At 46.1% G+C, this 16,141-nt stretch carries 18 protein-coding genes; all 18 read left to right on the top strand.

Annotation, left to right across the window (positions count from 1 at the left end; genetic code table 11):
• Positions 1 to 74: 74 nt before the first annotated feature.
• The 18 genes from MHH46_RS21335 (at position 75) to trpA (ending at position 16,083) form a co-directional block, all read left to right on the top strand.
• Complete coding sequence (locus MHH46_RS21335; protein WP_232061419.1) at positions 75 to 968, top strand: heptaprenyl diphosphate synthase component 1; 894 nt, start codon at positions 75 to 77, stop codon at positions 966 to 968.
• 9 nt (positions 969 to 977) lie between these two features.
• Positions 978 to 1,724: a demethylmenaquinone methyltransferase gene (locus MHH46_RS21330; protein WP_076127632.1), complete on the top strand. Its 747-nt coding sequence runs from the start codon at positions 978 to 980 to the stop codon at positions 1,722 to 1,724.
• Entirely contained in the window at positions 1,717 to 2,589 is an 873-nt protein-coding gene (locus MHH46_RS21325; protein WP_076127498.1) for a UbiA-like polyprenyltransferase, read from the top strand. Before MHH46_RS21330 ends, MHH46_RS21325 begins: the two co-directional genes overlap by 8 nt.
• Complete coding sequence (locus MHH46_RS21320) at positions 2,589 to 3,191, top strand: UbiX family flavin prenyltransferase (protein WP_036676229.1); 603 nt, start codon at positions 2,589 to 2,591, stop codon at positions 3,189 to 3,191. The genes MHH46_RS21325 and MHH46_RS21320 overlap by 1 nt, the downstream gene beginning before the upstream one ends.
• A 4-nt stretch (positions 3,192 to 3,195) precedes the next feature.
• The gene (locus MHH46_RS21315; RefSeq protein ID WP_076127500.1) at positions 3,196 to 4,056 is read left to right on the top strand and encodes a menaquinone biosynthetic enzyme MqnA/MqnD family protein; all 861 of its coding nucleotides are present in this window, start codon (positions 3,196 to 3,198) and stop codon (positions 4,054 to 4,056) included.
• Positions 4,053 to 5,021, top strand: a complete 969-nt coding sequence (locus tag MHH46_RS21310) for a polyprenyl synthetase family protein (protein ID WP_076127501.1) — start codon at positions 4,053 to 4,055, stop codon at positions 5,019 to 5,021. Before MHH46_RS21315 ends, MHH46_RS21310 begins: the two co-directional genes overlap by 4 nt.
• Positions 5,022 to 5,120: 99 nt before the next feature.
• The gene (ndk, locus tag MHH46_RS21305; RefSeq protein ID WP_076127503.1) at positions 5,121 to 5,564 is read left to right on the top strand and encodes a nucleoside-diphosphate kinase; all 444 of its coding nucleotides are present in this window, start codon (positions 5,121 to 5,123) and stop codon (positions 5,562 to 5,564) included.
• Between the two features lie 27 nt (positions 5,565 to 5,591).
• On the top strand, positions 5,592 to 6,395 hold the full coding sequence (locus tag MHH46_RS21300; protein ID WP_036676236.1) for a protein-glutamate O-methyltransferase CheR: 804 nt from the start codon (positions 5,592 to 5,594) through the stop codon (positions 6,393 to 6,395).
• 105 nt (positions 6,396 to 6,500) lie between these two features.
• A complete protein-coding gene (locus MHH46_RS21295) occupies positions 6,501 to 6,662 on the top strand; it encodes a hypothetical protein (RefSeq protein WP_169744788.1) in 162 nt (53 codons plus the stop codon).
• Between the two features lie 192 nt (positions 6,663 to 6,854).
• A complete protein-coding gene (gene aroC, locus MHH46_RS21290; RefSeq protein WP_076192207.1) occupies positions 6,855 to 8,024 on the top strand; it encodes a chorismate synthase in 1,170 nt (389 codons plus the stop codon).
• Between the two features lie 2 nt (positions 8,025 to 8,026).
• Complete coding sequence (gene aroB / locus MHH46_RS21285) at positions 8,027 to 9,130, top strand: 3-dehydroquinate synthase (RefSeq protein ID WP_076192205.1); 1,104 nt, start codon at positions 8,027 to 8,029, stop codon at positions 9,128 to 9,130.
• Complete coding sequence (aroH, locus tag MHH46_RS21280) at positions 9,124 to 9,498, top strand: chorismate mutase (protein ID WP_076127508.1); 375 nt, start codon at positions 9,124 to 9,126, stop codon at positions 9,496 to 9,498. Before aroB ends, aroH begins: the two co-directional genes overlap by 7 nt.
• 431 nt (positions 9,499 to 9,929) lie before the next feature.
• Entirely contained in the window at positions 9,930 to 11,495 is a 1,566-nt protein-coding gene (gene trpE, locus MHH46_RS21275) for an anthranilate synthase component I (protein ID WP_076192203.1), read from the top strand.
• A gap of 40 nt (positions 11,496 to 11,535) precedes the next feature.
• Entirely contained in the window at positions 11,536 to 12,576 is a 1,041-nt protein-coding gene (gene trpD, locus MHH46_RS21270) for an anthranilate phosphoribosyltransferase (protein ID WP_175617300.1), read from the top strand.
• Complete coding sequence (gene trpC, locus MHH46_RS21265) at positions 12,566 to 13,396, top strand: indole-3-glycerol phosphate synthase TrpC (RefSeq protein WP_076192201.1); 831 nt, start codon at positions 12,566 to 12,568, stop codon at positions 13,394 to 13,396. Before trpD ends, trpC begins: the two co-directional genes overlap by 11 nt.
• On the top strand, positions 13,389 to 14,066 hold the full coding sequence (locus tag MHH46_RS21260; RefSeq protein ID WP_076192199.1) for a phosphoribosylanthranilate isomerase: 678 nt from the start codon (positions 13,389 to 13,391) through the stop codon (positions 14,064 to 14,066). The genes trpC and MHH46_RS21260 overlap by 8 nt, the downstream gene beginning before the upstream one ends.
• The gene (gene trpB / locus MHH46_RS21255) at positions 14,063 to 15,262 is read left to right on the top strand and encodes a tryptophan synthase subunit beta (protein ID WP_076127515.1); all 1,200 of its coding nucleotides are present in this window, start codon (positions 14,063 to 14,065) and stop codon (positions 15,260 to 15,262) included. The genes MHH46_RS21260 and trpB overlap by 4 nt, the downstream gene beginning before the upstream one ends.
• Positions 15,259 to 16,083, top strand: coding sequence for a tryptophan synthase subunit alpha (gene trpA / locus MHH46_RS21250; RefSeq protein ID WP_076127517.1), 825 nt, complete (start codon positions 15,259 to 15,261; stop codon positions 16,081 to 16,083). Before trpB ends, trpA begins: the two co-directional genes overlap by 4 nt.
• Positions 16,084 to 16,141: the final 58 nt, after the last annotated feature.

Below are 16,141 nucleotides of genomic sequence, written 5' to 3'. Positions count from 1 at the left end.
CAGTTGTATCACAGTGCGTGACAAAAAAACATGTGATATAATAGACAAGATTGTGAACAAAGGAATTAATATAAATGTCAATGGCTTCGGAGGCTGAAATGAAACCGTACTGCATACCGCAACTGGCAAAACCCTACACCGACTACGACATGATTCAGAAGCATACGGATTTGCCGCCGTTTTCTGATGGCCGGGGTCATTTGTTATATATTTTTCTAAACCATGGATCTTCTGTAAAAGGAAGTACTGGTGAGTTGTATACGCTCGTAACCGCACTTATTCAACTTGGACTAGATACACATGAGGTAATTGACCGCTCGAATGATAGACGCGGTGGAGATCCTATGCGTTCCCGTCAATTAAAGGTATTGGCTGGTGATTATTTTAGTAGCTGGTTTTACCATCTGCTTGCAAAGAGTGATCAGATTGAGATGGTTGGAATCTTGAGTAAGGCGATTGCTGATTTCAATGTCTTGAAAGCGAACCTCTATGTGAAGATGAGAGGAATCCGTCTTTCGGCTGAACAATACTTGCGGCACATGGTACAGCTCAATATGCGGCTGTTCCTTTCTTTTACGCCCATGATCGAGAATTCCTTAGTGGAATTGTGGGAGAAGTTATTGACAGAGTTCAGTCAGTGCGAAACGGTTGCCATAGAGCTTCAGCGTTGTGATAACCTTGAGAATGCAAGCAATGGTTATTGCTACTGGAAGATGCTGGAGTCAGCGACAGAGGAAGAACGCAAACAGCTTCAAGACCAGAACCTTGATCAGAAGGACTGGAAGATGCTGAAGATGAAATATAAATGTGATTCTCTGCTGACGGACAAGCTCCATCAGTCGATTCAGTCGATTCAGGGACTATTACAAAGCGTTAAAGACGAAAGCCTGCTTAGAGAGCTTGAGATAGCGCTGGATCGTATTCTCCTGCAGATGAAAGTCTCAGGACAAGCAGCCGTGGAGGGTTAGTGGATGACTATGGACAAAACTACAACTGCTGTGGGTGATAACAGCAAGCCGAAGGAACAGTTTGTGCACTCGGTGTTTGAGAGTATTGCAGGTAAATATGATTTGATGAATGACATCTTAAGCTTTCGCCGCCATAAGGCTTGGCGTAAGTTCACGATGAAGAAGATGGGTATGAAGCGCGGGGATTCAGCTGTAGACTTATGCTGCGGCACTTGCGATTGGAGCATTGCCTTGGCCGAAGCCTCACAGACAGGGAATGTGATAGGGCTCGACTTCAGTGCAGGCATGCTTGAAGTGGGGCGCCGTAAGGTGGAGGAGCGCAAGCTTCAGGACCGGATCTCTCTCGTACAGGGCAACGCTATGGAGTTGCCTTTTGAAGACAACGCATTTGATTATGCAACGATTGGTTTTGGACTCCGCAACGTACCGGATCTTGTTCAAGTGCTGAACGAGATGAAACGGGTGGTGAAGCCCGGAGGAATGGTGGTCTGCCTGGAGCTTTCCAAGCCGATGAAACAACCGTTTAAAGGTATCTATTTCTTTTATTTTCAGCGTGTACTCCCATTGCTGGGCAAGTTATTCGCTAAAAGGTATGAGCAATACAAATGGTTGCCAGAATCGCTGGCGCTGTTCCCTGACCGGGAGCAATTAGCTGCTATTTTCCGTGAAACCGGACTGCAAAAAGTGGAATCCTTCCCCTTGACCGGAGGCATCGCGGCATTACATATTGGGCTCAAGGAGAACGGGAATGTTTAAGAAAATCGGTATCTTTTTACAAATGATCAAGTTTGAACATACGGTATTTGCTTTACCTTTTGCTTTTATGGGCGCTTTACTTGGTTCCGTTGTCATGTTTGGCACGCTACCTACCTGGAGCCAGATTGGTTGGATCGTAGTGGCTATGTTTGGGGCACGGAGCGCTGCTATGGGTCTGAATCGACTGATTGACCGGATAAGTGATGCTAAGAATCCACGCACAGCGGGAAGAGCTATTCCTGCAGGATTATTGAAGATCGGTGAAGTCGTCATTTTTATCGGCATTTCGTTTTTCTTACTCTTTTGGGCAGCCTTTAAGCTGAATCCTTTGTCGGCCAAGCTCTTGCCAATCGCAGTTTTCCTTCTTGTCATTTATTCATTTACTAAGCGCTTTACATGGGCCTGCCATCTTATCCTCGGTCTGACCATTGCGCTTGCACCTTTAGGCGGTTGGGTAGCTGTAACTGGTAGTGTGAATTGGACTTCAATGGTATTTTATTTCACTATTGTGTTTTGGACTGCAGGTTTTGATGTAATTTATTCTTGTCAGGATGTTGAGTTTGATCTAAAAGAGGGCTTGAAGTCCATTCCGGTTCGGTTCGGGGTTCAAGGTGCACTCTTTATTGCCCGCGTATTTCACATTCTCACGGCGATTGGTTTCGTATCGTTGCTGTTTATGACGGATTTAAGCTGGTGGTATGTAGCAGGCATGATCATCGCATATATCATTCTCTTTTATGAGCACTACATTGTATCTCCGAGTGACCTGAGCCGTCTGCAGACTGCTTTTTTCACTATGAACGGCGTATTGAGCATCGTGGTGTTCTCTTTCACTTTGATTGACTTGGTGGTGCAGTTCTACTAATGACGCTTACTAAACCGAAAAACATCGTGGTTGGAATTACAGGAGCAAGCGGTGCGATATATGGTGTTCGTCTAACTGAAACCTTGCTGTCACTAGGCTACTCCGTGCATTTGGTAGTTAGCAATGCGGGCTGGCGCGTATTTAAAGAAGAACTTGGCTATATCGCATCAGACCGGGAGGGCTTTTTGAACGAAAGGTTCAAAGGCTATCCCGGTTCTCTGCTTTATCATCCTGTTGCGGATATCGGCGCATCCATTGCAAGTGGTTCGTTTCGTGTGGAAGGGATGATTATTATGCCTTGCTCTATGGGAACATTATCCGCGGTAGCGAATGGGACCTCTGATAATCTGATGACACGTGCTGCTGACGTTATGCTCAAGGAAGGCCGCCCACTGGTGCTTGTACCTCGTGAGACTCCACTGCATGCTATTCATCTAGAGAATATGTTGAAGCTGTCCCGTCTGGGAGTTCGGATGATTCCCGCAATGCCGGCTTTTTATTTTGGGCCGCAAAGTATGGATGATCTGATTAATTTCATGGTGGGCAAAGTGCTTGACAGCTTTAATATTGAACACAATTTATTTCGAAGATGGGGGGATTGAAAGGATGGACAATAACAGCCACACCATCATTGGCAAAATCAGCTATACCAACTCATGGCCGGTATTTCACAATTTTCATCCCTCTGCACTGAAATATCCTGCAGAGATGGTGAGTGAGGTACCTGCCATTCTTAATCAGGGGATGAGCCGTGGAACTATTCATGTAGGTGCTTTATCCTCTTTTGCTTATGCTGAGGCCAGTGACAAATTATTACTTCTACCTGATTTATCGGTTAGCGCGGACGGTCCTGTGAGATCAATATTCCTTTTTTCCAGGGTGCCATTTGCTCAGATTGGCAGCGGTAAGATCGCTGTTACGAATACTTCTGCAACCTCAGTAAATTTGCTGAAAATTTTAATGGAAAAAGCTTTTGGCAATAAACCGGAGTATATTAGCGCTAATCCTGATTTGGATGACATGATGCATGAAGCGGATGCCTGTTTATTAATTGGTGATAATGCTATTAAGGCCTCATGGCAGGATCAAGGTTATATCGTTACTGATCTAGCTGAGGTTTGGAAGGAATGGACGGGCTTAGGGATGACCTTTGCGGTCTGGGCAGTGAATCGAAAGGCTGCGGAGGACAAACCGGAAGCTATTTCTGAGATTGCAGAGGCTTTTGCCGAGAGTAAAATGCGGGGATTAAGAGATTTAGATCCTATTGTACAAGCAGCTTGTTCTAACATTGGAGGAACAAAGTCTTATTGGGAAGGGTACTTCCGCAATTTATGTTATGATTTTGGAGAAAGGCAGCAGCAAGGTTTGAACCTCTATTTCCGCTATGCCTATGAGATGGGCCTGCTGCCGCAGGAAGTGAAGATGGAGATTTGGAGCCATAAACTGTTGACACGGGTGAAAGAATGAAACGACTGCAAATATTCGGATTACTGAACAGAGATATGGATCAGATTGAAAAAGAGCTGTACCGCAGTGTACAGGGGGATGACGATCTGCTTACAGAAACCTCCCTGCATTTATTAAAGGCAGGCGGCAAAAGATTACGTCCCGTATTTGTCCTAATGGGCGGGAAATTCGGTAAGTATGATCTGGAAAAACTGAAACGGGTGGCGATACCGTTAGAGTTGATCCATAGCGCTTCACTGGTCCATGATGATGTGATCGACGATGCAGAATTGCGCCGTGGTGAACTCACCGTGAAAGCAAAATGGGGCGATAAAATTGCCATGTACACTGGTGACTACATATATGCAAAAGCGCTGGTTATGACTACGGAGCTGAAGAATCCACGAATTCATCAAATTCTGTCTAAGGCGATGATCGAAATGTCGATCGGAGAGATGGAGCAGATTCGTGACTTTTTCAACAGTGAGCAAAGTGTACGTCATTATCTACGGCGTATCCGCCGCAAAACAGCCCTGCTGATTGCAGTTAGCTGCCAACTCGGCGCTCTTGCTGCTGAGGCAGATCCAGAAGTAGCTCGTCTGCTTTATAATTATGGATATAACGTGGGTATGGCGTTCCAGATTCGTGATGATTTACTGGATCTCTCAGGCACAGAGAAACAGATCGGTAAACCTCCGGGCAGTGATATGCGGCAAGGAAACATTACACTTCCAGTGATTTATAGTCTTGAGGATGAGCGACTGCGCGAGTCATTGCTTGAGGAACTGAAGTCTATACGTGAGGGACATAGCACGGTAGGACATGCGATTGATCTCATTCTTTCCGGAGACGGAATCGCCCGTTCTGAGGAGCTCGCTTCACGTTATATCGACAAGGCGCTGGCGGCGCTGGAACAATTGCCTAACAATAAGACTAAGCGCAATCTGCGCGATATTGCGTATTTTATAACAGGAAGAAGTTATTGATCTTCTGGTGAGATTGAAATTAAACGTTTCCAGAAAGCAATGTTTCTGTTAAGATAGCGTCAAAACAACCCTTCAAATGGGAAAATGGAGAGTGCTTCTATGGAAAAGACGTATCTGATGGTCAAGCCTGATGGAGTTCAACGTGGATTAATAGGGCGTATTGTTGCCCGCTTTGAGGATAAGGGGTTTAAATTGGTCGCTGCTAAACTGATTACAGTGAGTGAGGATCAAGCGAAAAGACATTATGCTGAGCATGCAGGCAAAGACTTTTTTTCAGAGCTGGTCTCTTTCATCACTTCAGGTCCAGTGTTTGCAATGGTATGGGAAGGCGATGATGTCGTAACTTTATCCCGGACACTCATAGGCAAAACAAAAGTTGGAGAAGCTCTGCCAGGCACGATTCGTGGCGACTTTGCCAGCCATACACCACTTAATTTAATTCATGGATCAGACTCGCCTGAAAGTGCAGAACGGGAAATTGCTAATTTCTTTGCTCCAGATGAACTGAATCAGTATAACAAAGACATCGCAGTCTGGATGTAAGGTCCAGGTGGGAGGCAGGGGATTAACATGTCTGATCGTAATGTTGCAGCATTAACAACAGATCCAGATTATAGCGGATTTATTCACAACGTTAAACAAAGCACCGGAATTGATCTGGCTCAATATAAAGAAGCGCAGATGAAGCGGCGTTTGACGACTCTTCGGATGAAGAATGGGTATCATACCTTCAGTGATTTTTTTGCAGCGATGATGAAAAATAAGGACTTATTTTATGAATTTTTAGATCGAATGACGATCAATGTCTCTGAGTTCTGGCGGAATCCGAATCGCTGGGAAGTTTTGCGGGATATTATCCTCCCTGACCTCCAGCAGTCGGGCCGCAAATTAAAGCTGTGGAGCGCGGCATGTTCCACAGGCGAAGAGCCTTACACGCTGGCTATGATTTTGTCGGACAAGAATATATTGGCGCAGACAGGTATTCTTGCCACTGACATTGATGATGGCGCTTTATCCAAAGCAAAGCAGGGTCTTTATTTGGAACGCTCTTTAAAGGATGTGCCGAAAGACGTGGCAGCACGTTATTTTACGCCGGAAGGCCCTGTCTTCAAGGTCAGCGATTCACTTAAGAAAAACATAGATTTCCGCAAACAAAATTTGCTCTTGGACAAGTTCGACGAAGGTTTCGATCTTATTATTTGTCGCAATGTAATGATCTATTTTACTGAAGAAGCGAAGAACAAGCTCTATCATAAGTTTTCGGCTAGCTTACGTCCGGGTGGTTATTTGTTTGTGGGCAGCACAGAGCAAATCTTTACACCGGCTCAATATGGCTTTGAATCGACGGAAACTTTTTTCTATCGTAAAAAATAAATACTTTTTGCTCCTTCGCCATTAACTTCAAAGGTATACTTTCGCAAAAGTTCAGTGATACTGGATAGTAGAATCTGTACGCTAAGTGAAAGGAAAGTTAAACCGATGGACAAAAGCAAGGTCATTGCCGCGTACAAACGAGGCTTTATCACCGTTCGTGAGTGCGGGCAAATTCTCGGTGTGGAGGAAATGCAATTGGAGCGCCTTCTGCAGCTGGAAGAGCGTAAGTCTACATTCCCTCCACCAAGCCAGCGGCTCGGCAGCTAACAAGCTGAGGACCCAGCCGAGGAGCGCCATTCATACTCTTAAGGGTATGGATGGCGCTTTTTATTTCGGTATACATACAGTGTTTCTAGGGAGATCCCTTTCTTGTCAAAGCGGATTCCCTATACTATAATGAGCAAAGATCATAGGATTTTAGCGGTTTACAGTTTAAAAGTATAAAAGGGGGAAGACATCATGAGTTTACGCTATTTAACAGCGGGGGAAACGCACGGCCCCCAGCTAACGGCTATTATTGAGGGATTGCCAAGTAATTTAACTTTGGATTTTGAAGAGCTTAACTTTCAATTGCATCGTCGACAAAAGGGATACGGACGTGGACGCCGCATGCAGATTGAGAAAGATACGGCACAGATTGTAGGTGGAGTACGTCACGGCTATACTACGGGTGCTCCGGTAGCCTTGGTAGTAGAGAACAAGGATTGGACTCACTGGAAGAACATTATGAATATTGAACCTATTCCAGGCAGTGATGAAGAAAAACGCCGGGTAAATCGGCCGCGTCCTGGACATGCAGATTTGAATGGTGGATTGAAGTACAATCATACGGATCTTCGCAACGTTCTGGAGCGCTCCAGTGCCCGCGAAACCGCAGCCAGAGTCGCATGTGGCGCAGTAGCCAGACAGCTGCTGGCAGCTTTTGGTGTGAAAGTAGCAGGTCAAGTCATTCGCATTGGTGAAATTGAGGCACCTGCAAATGATCTGCCTATCGATGAGCTGATTGAACGGACAGAACAGTCTTCTGTCAGAGTTGTCGACAAAGAAACAGAACAGAAAATGGAGGCTTACATAGATCAGATCAAGGAAGAGGGCGACTCCATCGGTGGAATCGTTGAATGTATCGTCGAAGGACTGCCCATTGGACTTGGCAGCTATGTACAGTCAGATCGGAAGTTAGACGGGGCAATTGCTGGGGCAGTAATGTCGATTAATGCCTTCAAAGGCGTTGAGATCGGCATTGGATTTGAAGCAGGAAAATTGCGTGGATCGCAAGTCCATGATGAAATTATGTATGAAGCTTCTAAAGGATACTATCGCGCAAGCAATCGTTTAGGCGGTTTTGAAGGCGGGATGACGAATGGCATGCCGGTAGTGGTTCGTGGTGTTATGAAGCCTATTCCTACCTTGTATAAGCCACTTCAAAGTGTAGATATCGATACGAAAGAACCTTTTACAGCTCAAGTAGAACGTTCGGATGCATGTGCGGTTCCAGCGGCATGTGTGGTTATGGAAAGCGTAGTGGCATGGGAAGTTGCCAAAGCATTTCTTGATAAATTCGGCGGGGATTCTCTCGAAGAAATTAAAGCGAACTATGAAAACTATCTTGCACAATTGGAGAGTTATTAATCATGCGTACAATCAATGTAGATTTGGGAGATCGTTCTTATCCAATCCACATCGGTAGTGGTCTGCTGCAGAACATTGGCCAGTACTGTGCTGAGGCTGGACTGTCCACTCGCAGCCCGCTACTGGTTGTGAGTGATAGTGAAGTAGCTCCACGGTATTTACCGGCGCTTGAAGAAGCTCTAAGTCAGCAAGGCTATACCGTAGTAAGCCATATTATGCCGGCAGGGGAAGCATCCAAATCATTAACCGTGTATGAAGAGGTTATGACGACCGCGATTCAAGCGGGACTGGATCGCAACTCAGCGGTGTTGGCTTTAGGTGGCGGGGTTGTTGGTGATTTAGCTGGTTTTGTAGCAGCTACCTACATGCGCGGAATAGGATTTCTACAAATTCCAACGACGATTCTGGCCCATGACAGCAGCGTAGGCGGCAAAGTGGCTGTCAATCATCCACTAGCCAAAAATATGGTTGGTGCGTTCTATCAACCTTCGCTGGTGCTTTACGATTTGGATACCCTTCGCACGCTTCCGCCGCGCCAAGTCTCTTCTGGCTTAGCTGAAGTAGTGAAGCATGGTCTGATTATGGACAAAGAATTTGCATATTGGTGCCGTGAACATGCTGATGAGCTGCTTGCTCTGAATGCTGAAGCCCTCGGTTATGCCCTTGAGCGCGGTTGTGCGATCAAAGCTCATGTCGTGGCGAACGATGAACGTGAGCATGGACTTCGGGCGATCCTGAATTTAGGCCATACGATCGGCCATGCTATTGAAGCGGTTGGCGGATATGGTGTGTTTTTGCACGGTGAAGCGATTGCGATTGGTATGGCGGGTTCGGCGCTGCTGGCTGTAAAGCTTGGACGTGACCGATCCATTTATGAGGATACAGTATCTATGTTATCTGCCCTTTCACTGCCTATACAGCTTCCTTCTGAATATGATGAAGAGGAGCTAATGGAAGCGATGATGCATGATAAGAAATTCAAAGAAGGCAGAATGACTTTTATTGTGCCTGATGCCATAGGAGCCGTTAGTATTGTAAACGATGTACAGGAATCGCTTGTGCGAGAGGTTCTCGCAGAGCTTAAAAAGGAGGGGAAACCGTGGTAAATCGAGGGATTCGCGGAGCAACTACCGTGATTAATAACGAAGAAACAGAGATTTTGCGTGAAACCGTTGTGCTGCTGCGGGAGATCGTTGAACGCAATAATGTTATAGCTGAGGATATTAGCAATGTATGGATTACGATGACCAATGATCTGGATGCTACTTTTCCGGCAAGAGCCATTCGTGAGATTGAGGGCTGGGAAATGGTGCCGCTTATGTGTTCAACCGAGATCCCGGTCAAAGGCAGCCTGCCGATGTGTATCCGGTTAATGGTGCAGTTTAATACGGATAAATCACAGCGTGAGATCCGCCATGTGTATCTGAATGAAGCTCAGAAGCTTCGTCCGGATTTGTCGCAGAGTAAGTCTTAAATTTGAGTTGTGGGTTGTCAATGACCCTTGTCATCATGTATAGTGTAATTAGCCGAGTATAGAAGAGTTTAGTTGAGTTGAGATGAGTATAGTTGAGCAGAGTGCAAGAAATTTTTGCGAATATAAGAAAGTATAAGCTTTGTTCTATACATTCTTATATTTCACGCATATACGCTTACCGTCCTTATAAGGATGCTGAAGACGTTATGCCTGATTAGCAGTTTTTGTGTACGCAGAGTCTTTATTTTGATATGTACTGGAGTGTTATTTCACATCCGTGATGTATCTTATTTAGAGATAAGTCTGTAGGCACAACATAACGATGCTGATCATTGCTCAAAAACATATACTTACTTACACAAACCCTCTACTTTGGTAGAGGGTTTTTCTGTGTTTCGGAAAGATTTATATAACTAAGGGGGCATCTAAAAATGACGAATCCGAGTGTTCAAGAGGTGGTAAAGCTGTCGCAGGATTATAATCTGATTCCTGTTGTGAAGCGGCTGCTGGCTGATATGGAAACACCTATCCGGTTATTCCAACGTTTTGCTGAACGTGACCGCGCGTTCTTACTAGAAAGTGTAGAGGGTGGCAAACAATGGGCCCGGTATTCGTTCATCGGCAGCGATCCCTTTTTAATGATATCGGGAAAAAAGGGTGCGATTAACGTAGAGATCGACGGTAAGAAAAAACAGCTGCATGGAAAGCCGATTGAGGAGCTTAAGGCGCTGCTTCGTTCATACCGTAGCCCTAAGCTGGATGAGATGCCGCCATTTACTGGAGGAGCGATCGGATTTTTTGGATATGATCTGCTGCAATATTATGAGAAGCTGCCTGAGCATCCAGTAGATGATCTCCAAATGGATGATATCCGGTTTATGTTCTGTGATCGCATCATTGTTTTTGATCATGTGAAACAACAAATTCTCCTAGTTGGCAACCTGCATGTTAAAGACGGTGATACGGACTCAGATATCAAATCCAATTACGAAAGCTTAAGTCGTAAGCTTGAGGATATGGCCGAAGAGCTGCAGAAGGAAGGGCCTAAGGAAAATGTGAACCGCCGCAGTATTCCGCAGGATATTGAGCTGGGTGAGATTCATTCCAACCTGACTAAAGATCAATATATCAACAACGTAGAACAAGCGAAGGAATACATTCGGGCTGGCGATATTTTTCAAGTGGTGTTGTCGCAGCGCCTGCATATTGAAACGGAAGTTTCTCCACTGCATGTATACCGGATGCTCAGGACGCTTAACCCATCTCCATATATGTATTATTTGAAAATGGATGAAGAGATTATTGTTGGAACCTCACCGGAAGCGCTCGTAAAGGTAGATGGAAATCGTGTGGAGACACGGCCGATTGCCGGAACAAGACCAAGAGGTGAAAGTGAAGCTTCGGATCGTGCTTACGCCGCGGAGCTGCTGGAGGATGAAAAAGAACGTGCAGAGCATTTGATGCTAGTTGATCTAGGTCGTAATGATTTAGGAAGAGTGTCCAAATTCGGTTCTGTAAAATGTGATTCCTTTATGGAAATTGAAAGATACTCTCATGTCATGCATATGGTATCGAATGTGTCAGGCACGCTTAGCGAGGATAAAGATTTCTTTGATGCCTTTCTCTCCTGTCTGCCAGCCGGTACTGTCTCAGGAGCACCTAAGCTACGGGCAATGGAGATTATTGCTGAATTGGAGCGAGAAGCCCGTGGTGCTTATGCGGGGGCGATTGGATATTTGGGATTCTCGGGAAATATGGATTCATGTATCACCATCCGTACAATCATCTTCCGTAAGGGCAGAGCATATGTGCAGGCTGGGGCGGGTATCGTTTGGGACTCGGTTCCGGAGAAAGAGTATGAAGAGACGGTGAATAAAGCGAAGGGCATGCTAAAAGCTATTCGTATGGCAGAGGCTATGTTCCCACCCGAGATAAAAGAGAAACAAGTCATCAATCAAGATTACATGTACGCATATACCCCTGAACAGGTGGTTTGATTAATAAAAAAGATTACATTAAGGCTGGAGGATGAACATTATGGATGCAACAAAATTGATACAATCAGGAATCGCTGGACTAATCGAAGGCAAAAGTCTGACACGTGTAGAAGCACGGGATATAATGGGTGCAATCATGCTGGGAGAGGCTTCACAGGCGCAAATCGGATCACTGCTGACCGCTTTACGGATTAAGGGAGAGACCGTGGAGGAGATTACGGGGTTTGCGGAAGCCATGAGAGGTTTCGGCACACCTGTCCTTACTGAAAAAGCGCGTCTGCTAGATACATGTGGTACGGGCGGTTCCGGCATCCATAAGTTTAATATTTCTACCGCCTCAGCGATTATTTCATCAGCGGCTTCGGTACGAGTTGCCAAACATGGCAACCGCTCAGCTTCCGGTAGAGCAGGAAGTGCAGATGTACTTGAAGCTTTGGGCGTCAACATTCATCTGAATGCGGATCAGGCTCGGGAATGCTTGGATCGAATCGGCATTTGTTTTTTATTCGCGCAAATCTATCATCCTTCGATGCGGCATGCGGCGGCACCGCGTAAAGAGCTTGGAGTGCGGACGATTTTTAATATGCTTGGTCCGCTTACGAATCCCGCTGGTGCTGACCGTCAGCTGCTGGGGATTTATGATCGGAATAAGACAGAGACGGTGGCTAATGTACTGAAGGAGCTGGGGTCCAAGCGTGCGATGGTTGTTAGCAGCTTGGATGGTCTGGATGAAATCAGCATCTCGGCCCCTACATTAGTGTCTGAGCTAAAAGAGGGCATCGTAACCACGTATGAGGTAACGCCAGAGGCATTAGGTCTTAACAGACATCCACTGGAAGCTGTGCTGGGTGGAGATGCAGCTGAAAATGCGGCGATTATTACCTCGGTCCTTCAAGGGCAGATGAATCCTTATCGCGATATCGTTCTTGCTAACGCCGGAGCCTGTATATATGTTGCTGGTCTGGCAGATACCATGGCCGGAGGCGTAGAGAGAGCAAAAGATGTAGTGGATTCAGGCAAGGCACTATCCAAGCTTAATCAGCTTGTAGCTATGACGGAGGAACTTAATTATGTATCTTGATAAAATTGTCGCGACTAAGATTAAAGAGGTTGAACTGCTCAGTAAAAACTTTTCGCTGGCACAAGCAGAGCGTGATATTGCGCTTCTTCCGGCAACAAGAGGCTTTCGTAAGGCTCTGACCCAAGGGAAGAACAGAGATATGGGCTTGATCGCTGAGGTGAAGAAGGCTTCTCCTTCCAAAGGGTTGATCCGTGAAGATTTTGATCCTGTTTCCATTGCAAAAGGGTATGAAGCTGGAGGTGCAGATTGCTTATCTGTTCTGACGGACACAGAATATTTCCAGGGCAGCGCAGCTTATCTGCAGCAAGTGAAGGAAGCTGTAAATCTGCCGCTGCTTCGCAAAGATTTTATTATCGATGAGAAGCAGATCTACGAAGCACGTCTTCTCGGAGCGGATGCGGTGTTGTTGATCGTCGCTATTTTGACACCGGCACAACTGTCTCATTTTATAGATATAGCTTCAGAGCTTGGATTGGATATCTTGACTGAGGTGCATGACCGGAATGAACTGGCGGTTGTACTGAGCACAGAAAAGATAACCCAACCAAACGTTCTTCTTGGAATTAATAACCGTAATCTACGTACCTTTGAGACCTCTTTGGAGACAACAGCCGAGCTGGCAGCTCTTGTGCCGCAAGGTGTTCCAGTGATCAGCGAAAGCGGAATTTCCGGGTCAAAAGACATCGGCTACCTAAGAACTACTGGTGCTCACGGAGTGCTCGTTGGGGAGTATCTAATGCGTCAAGCTAACGTAGAGGATGCGGTTAACGGTTTGCTCGGGGAGCTTCCTAACGGAAAGGACCGTGTCCGGCATGGCTGAGACATTAGTAAAAATCTGTGGACTTCAGGACGTTGAAGTGCTAAAATCTATGTTACACTTACCACTAGATTATATCGGATTTGTTTTTGCACCTAGCCGCCGGAAGGTGTCCATAGAGCGTGCTGCCGAACTGATTGCAGAGCTTCCAAATTGGAAGACTGGTCCAATCCCTAAGGCTGCCGGGGTTTTCGTTAATCCGAAGCTGGATGAGTTGAACGAATTGCTGTCTGTGGTGCATTTAGATGTAATTCAGCTCCATGGACAGGAGAGTCCAGCTTTTTGCCAGCAGGTTCGCCGAGCTTATCCACAGGTTCAGGTATGGAAGGCACTGTCCGTTGCTGATCAAGAGCGGGAAAAAGTTGAAAATGAATATACCTTGGAAGATTACGCAGCTGCAGTAGATGCGGTTTTATTAGATACTTATGATCCATTGCAGAGCGGCGGCTCTGGCCGAACCTTCGCATGGAACAAATTACCTGCTTACCAAGAAATTGCAGTACAACATGACTTGCCCTTGTTTGTGGCTGGAGGGCTTCATTCAGATAATGTTGGTGAATTGCTTGATACCTATGCCCCGTATGGGGTAGACGTGTCGAGTGGAGTAGAGACTGACGGCATTAAGGATATTCAAAAAATGACAGCTTTTGTGGAAAGGGTGAAGCAATCATGATACAAGTACCGGACCAGCATGGACGTTTCGGTTCATTCGGAGGCCGCTTCGTGCCCGAGACTTTGATGAATGCATTGATTGAGTTGGAGGAGGCTTACCGTAAGTTTTCGGCAGATCCAGCTTTTCAGGAAGAAATAGATTATCTATTAAAGCAGTATTCCGGACGGGAGACCCCGCTGTATTATGCGGAACGGCTGAGCAAACATCTGGGAGAAGCTAAAATATATCTGAAGCGTGAAGATTTGAATCATACAGGTGCCCATAAGATTAACAATGCGATTGGTCAAGGGATCTTGGCCAAAATGATGGGAAAAACGAAGGTAATCGCTGAGACGGGTGCGGGTCAACATGGTGTAGCCACAGCTACAGTTGCAGCTTTGCTAGGTATGGAATGTAAGGTGTTTATGGGGGAAGAGGATACACGTCGCCAGGCCCTTAACGTATTCCGGATGAAGCTGCTTGGTGCAGAAGTGATTCCCGTTACTTCCGGATCGCGTACTTTAAAAGATGCCGGCAACGAAGCGCTTCGCTACTGGGTTAGCAATGTAGATGATACCTTCTATATATTGGGTTCAGCTGTAGGACCGCATCCTTATCCGATGATGGTTCGTAACTTTCAGCGGGTTATTGGGGATGAAACACGGCGCCAGATTCTGGAGGCTGAAGGAAGGCTGCCGGATGTGCTCGTAGCTGCTGTAGGCGGTGGCAGTAATGCCATCGGTATGTTCTATCCATTTGTTGAGGATGAAAATGTCGGTATGATTGGTGTAGAGGCGGCTGGTAAAGGCATTGATACCCCTTTTCATGCGGCAACAATGAGTAAAGGAACTCATGGCGTATTCCAGGGATCGATGAGTTATCTCCTGCAGGATGAGCATGGACAAGTAACAGAAGCACATTCCATCTCCGCAGGCCTGGATTATCCTGGTGTAGGTCCTGAACACTCCTATCTAAAAGATATCGAACGCGCAAAATATGTCCCGATTACAGATGCAGAGGCGCTAGATGCACTGAAGCTGCTATGTGTAACGGAAGGCATTATTCCAGCGTTAGAATCGGCGCATGCGATAGCACATGTTGTAAAAATGGGTCCAACCCTTACTAAGGATGACATTGTTGTCATCTGCCTGTCAGGCCGGGGAGACAAAGACGTAGAATCCATTATGGCGTATACAGAAGGGAAGGGAACTGAATGACAACCCAAACTACAAACCGGATGGATTTGGTATTCCGGAAGCTAAAAGCTGAGAACCGGACCGCATTGATTCCTTTTCTGACTGTTGGAGATCCGGATTTGGAGACTACTCTTGCCATCATCACTGAACTGGAGACAGCAGGGGCAGATATTCTGGAGCTTGGAGTACCATACTCTGATCCGCTTGCAGATGGCCCTGTAATTCAGCGAGCATCTGCCCGGGCACTGCGGGGTGAAGTTCACCTGCGCACTTGCATGGAGACCGCGTTAAAGGCTCGTGAAGCCGGCAGCAGTTTGCCATTTATCTTGTTTTCTTATTACAATCCTATTCTGCAAATGGGTCTAGATACGTTTTTTGCTGATCTGAACAAACATGAAATTAGCGGACTTATTATCCCGGATCTTCCCGTTGAGGAATCAGCGGAGATGCGGCGCCGTAGTGATGAAGTTGGAGTCAACCTCATTCCTTTAGTTGCACCAACCTCAAGCGAACGTATTGCAAAGATTGTATCCGGTGCGAGCGGTTTTATCTATTGTGTATCTTCATTAGGGGTGACTGGAGAAAGATCCTCTTTCCATGCGGATGTAGAAGCCTTTATTGATTCCGTTCGTCAAGCTACGGATCTGCCAGTGGCTGTAGGATTTGGGATCTCTACTGGCGAACAGGTTGCCCGTTTTGCTCAGATTTGCGATGGTGTTGTAGTAGGGAGTGCCATTGTCCGCAAAATAGAAGAGGTAATTCCGTTGCTCGATCATCCTGCTACGCGGAATGAGGGACTGTTGCAAATTCGAGAATTTGTGGCACAATTAAAAAGACCATAACAGTGTCATTCTGACCTGTGTATAGTGGAGTAATCAACTATGGAGAGCGAGGACTATT

Origin of the sequence: Paenibacillus sp. FSL H8-0175, assembly GCF_045040615.1 — a bacterium.
GTDB classification, from domain to species: Bacteria; Bacillota; Bacilli; order Paenibacillales; family Paenibacillaceae; genus Paenibacillus_AQ; species Paenibacillus_AQ odorifer.
Note: the sequence above shows the minus strand (reverse complement) of the source record. Positions and strands in the feature narration are given on the sequence as shown.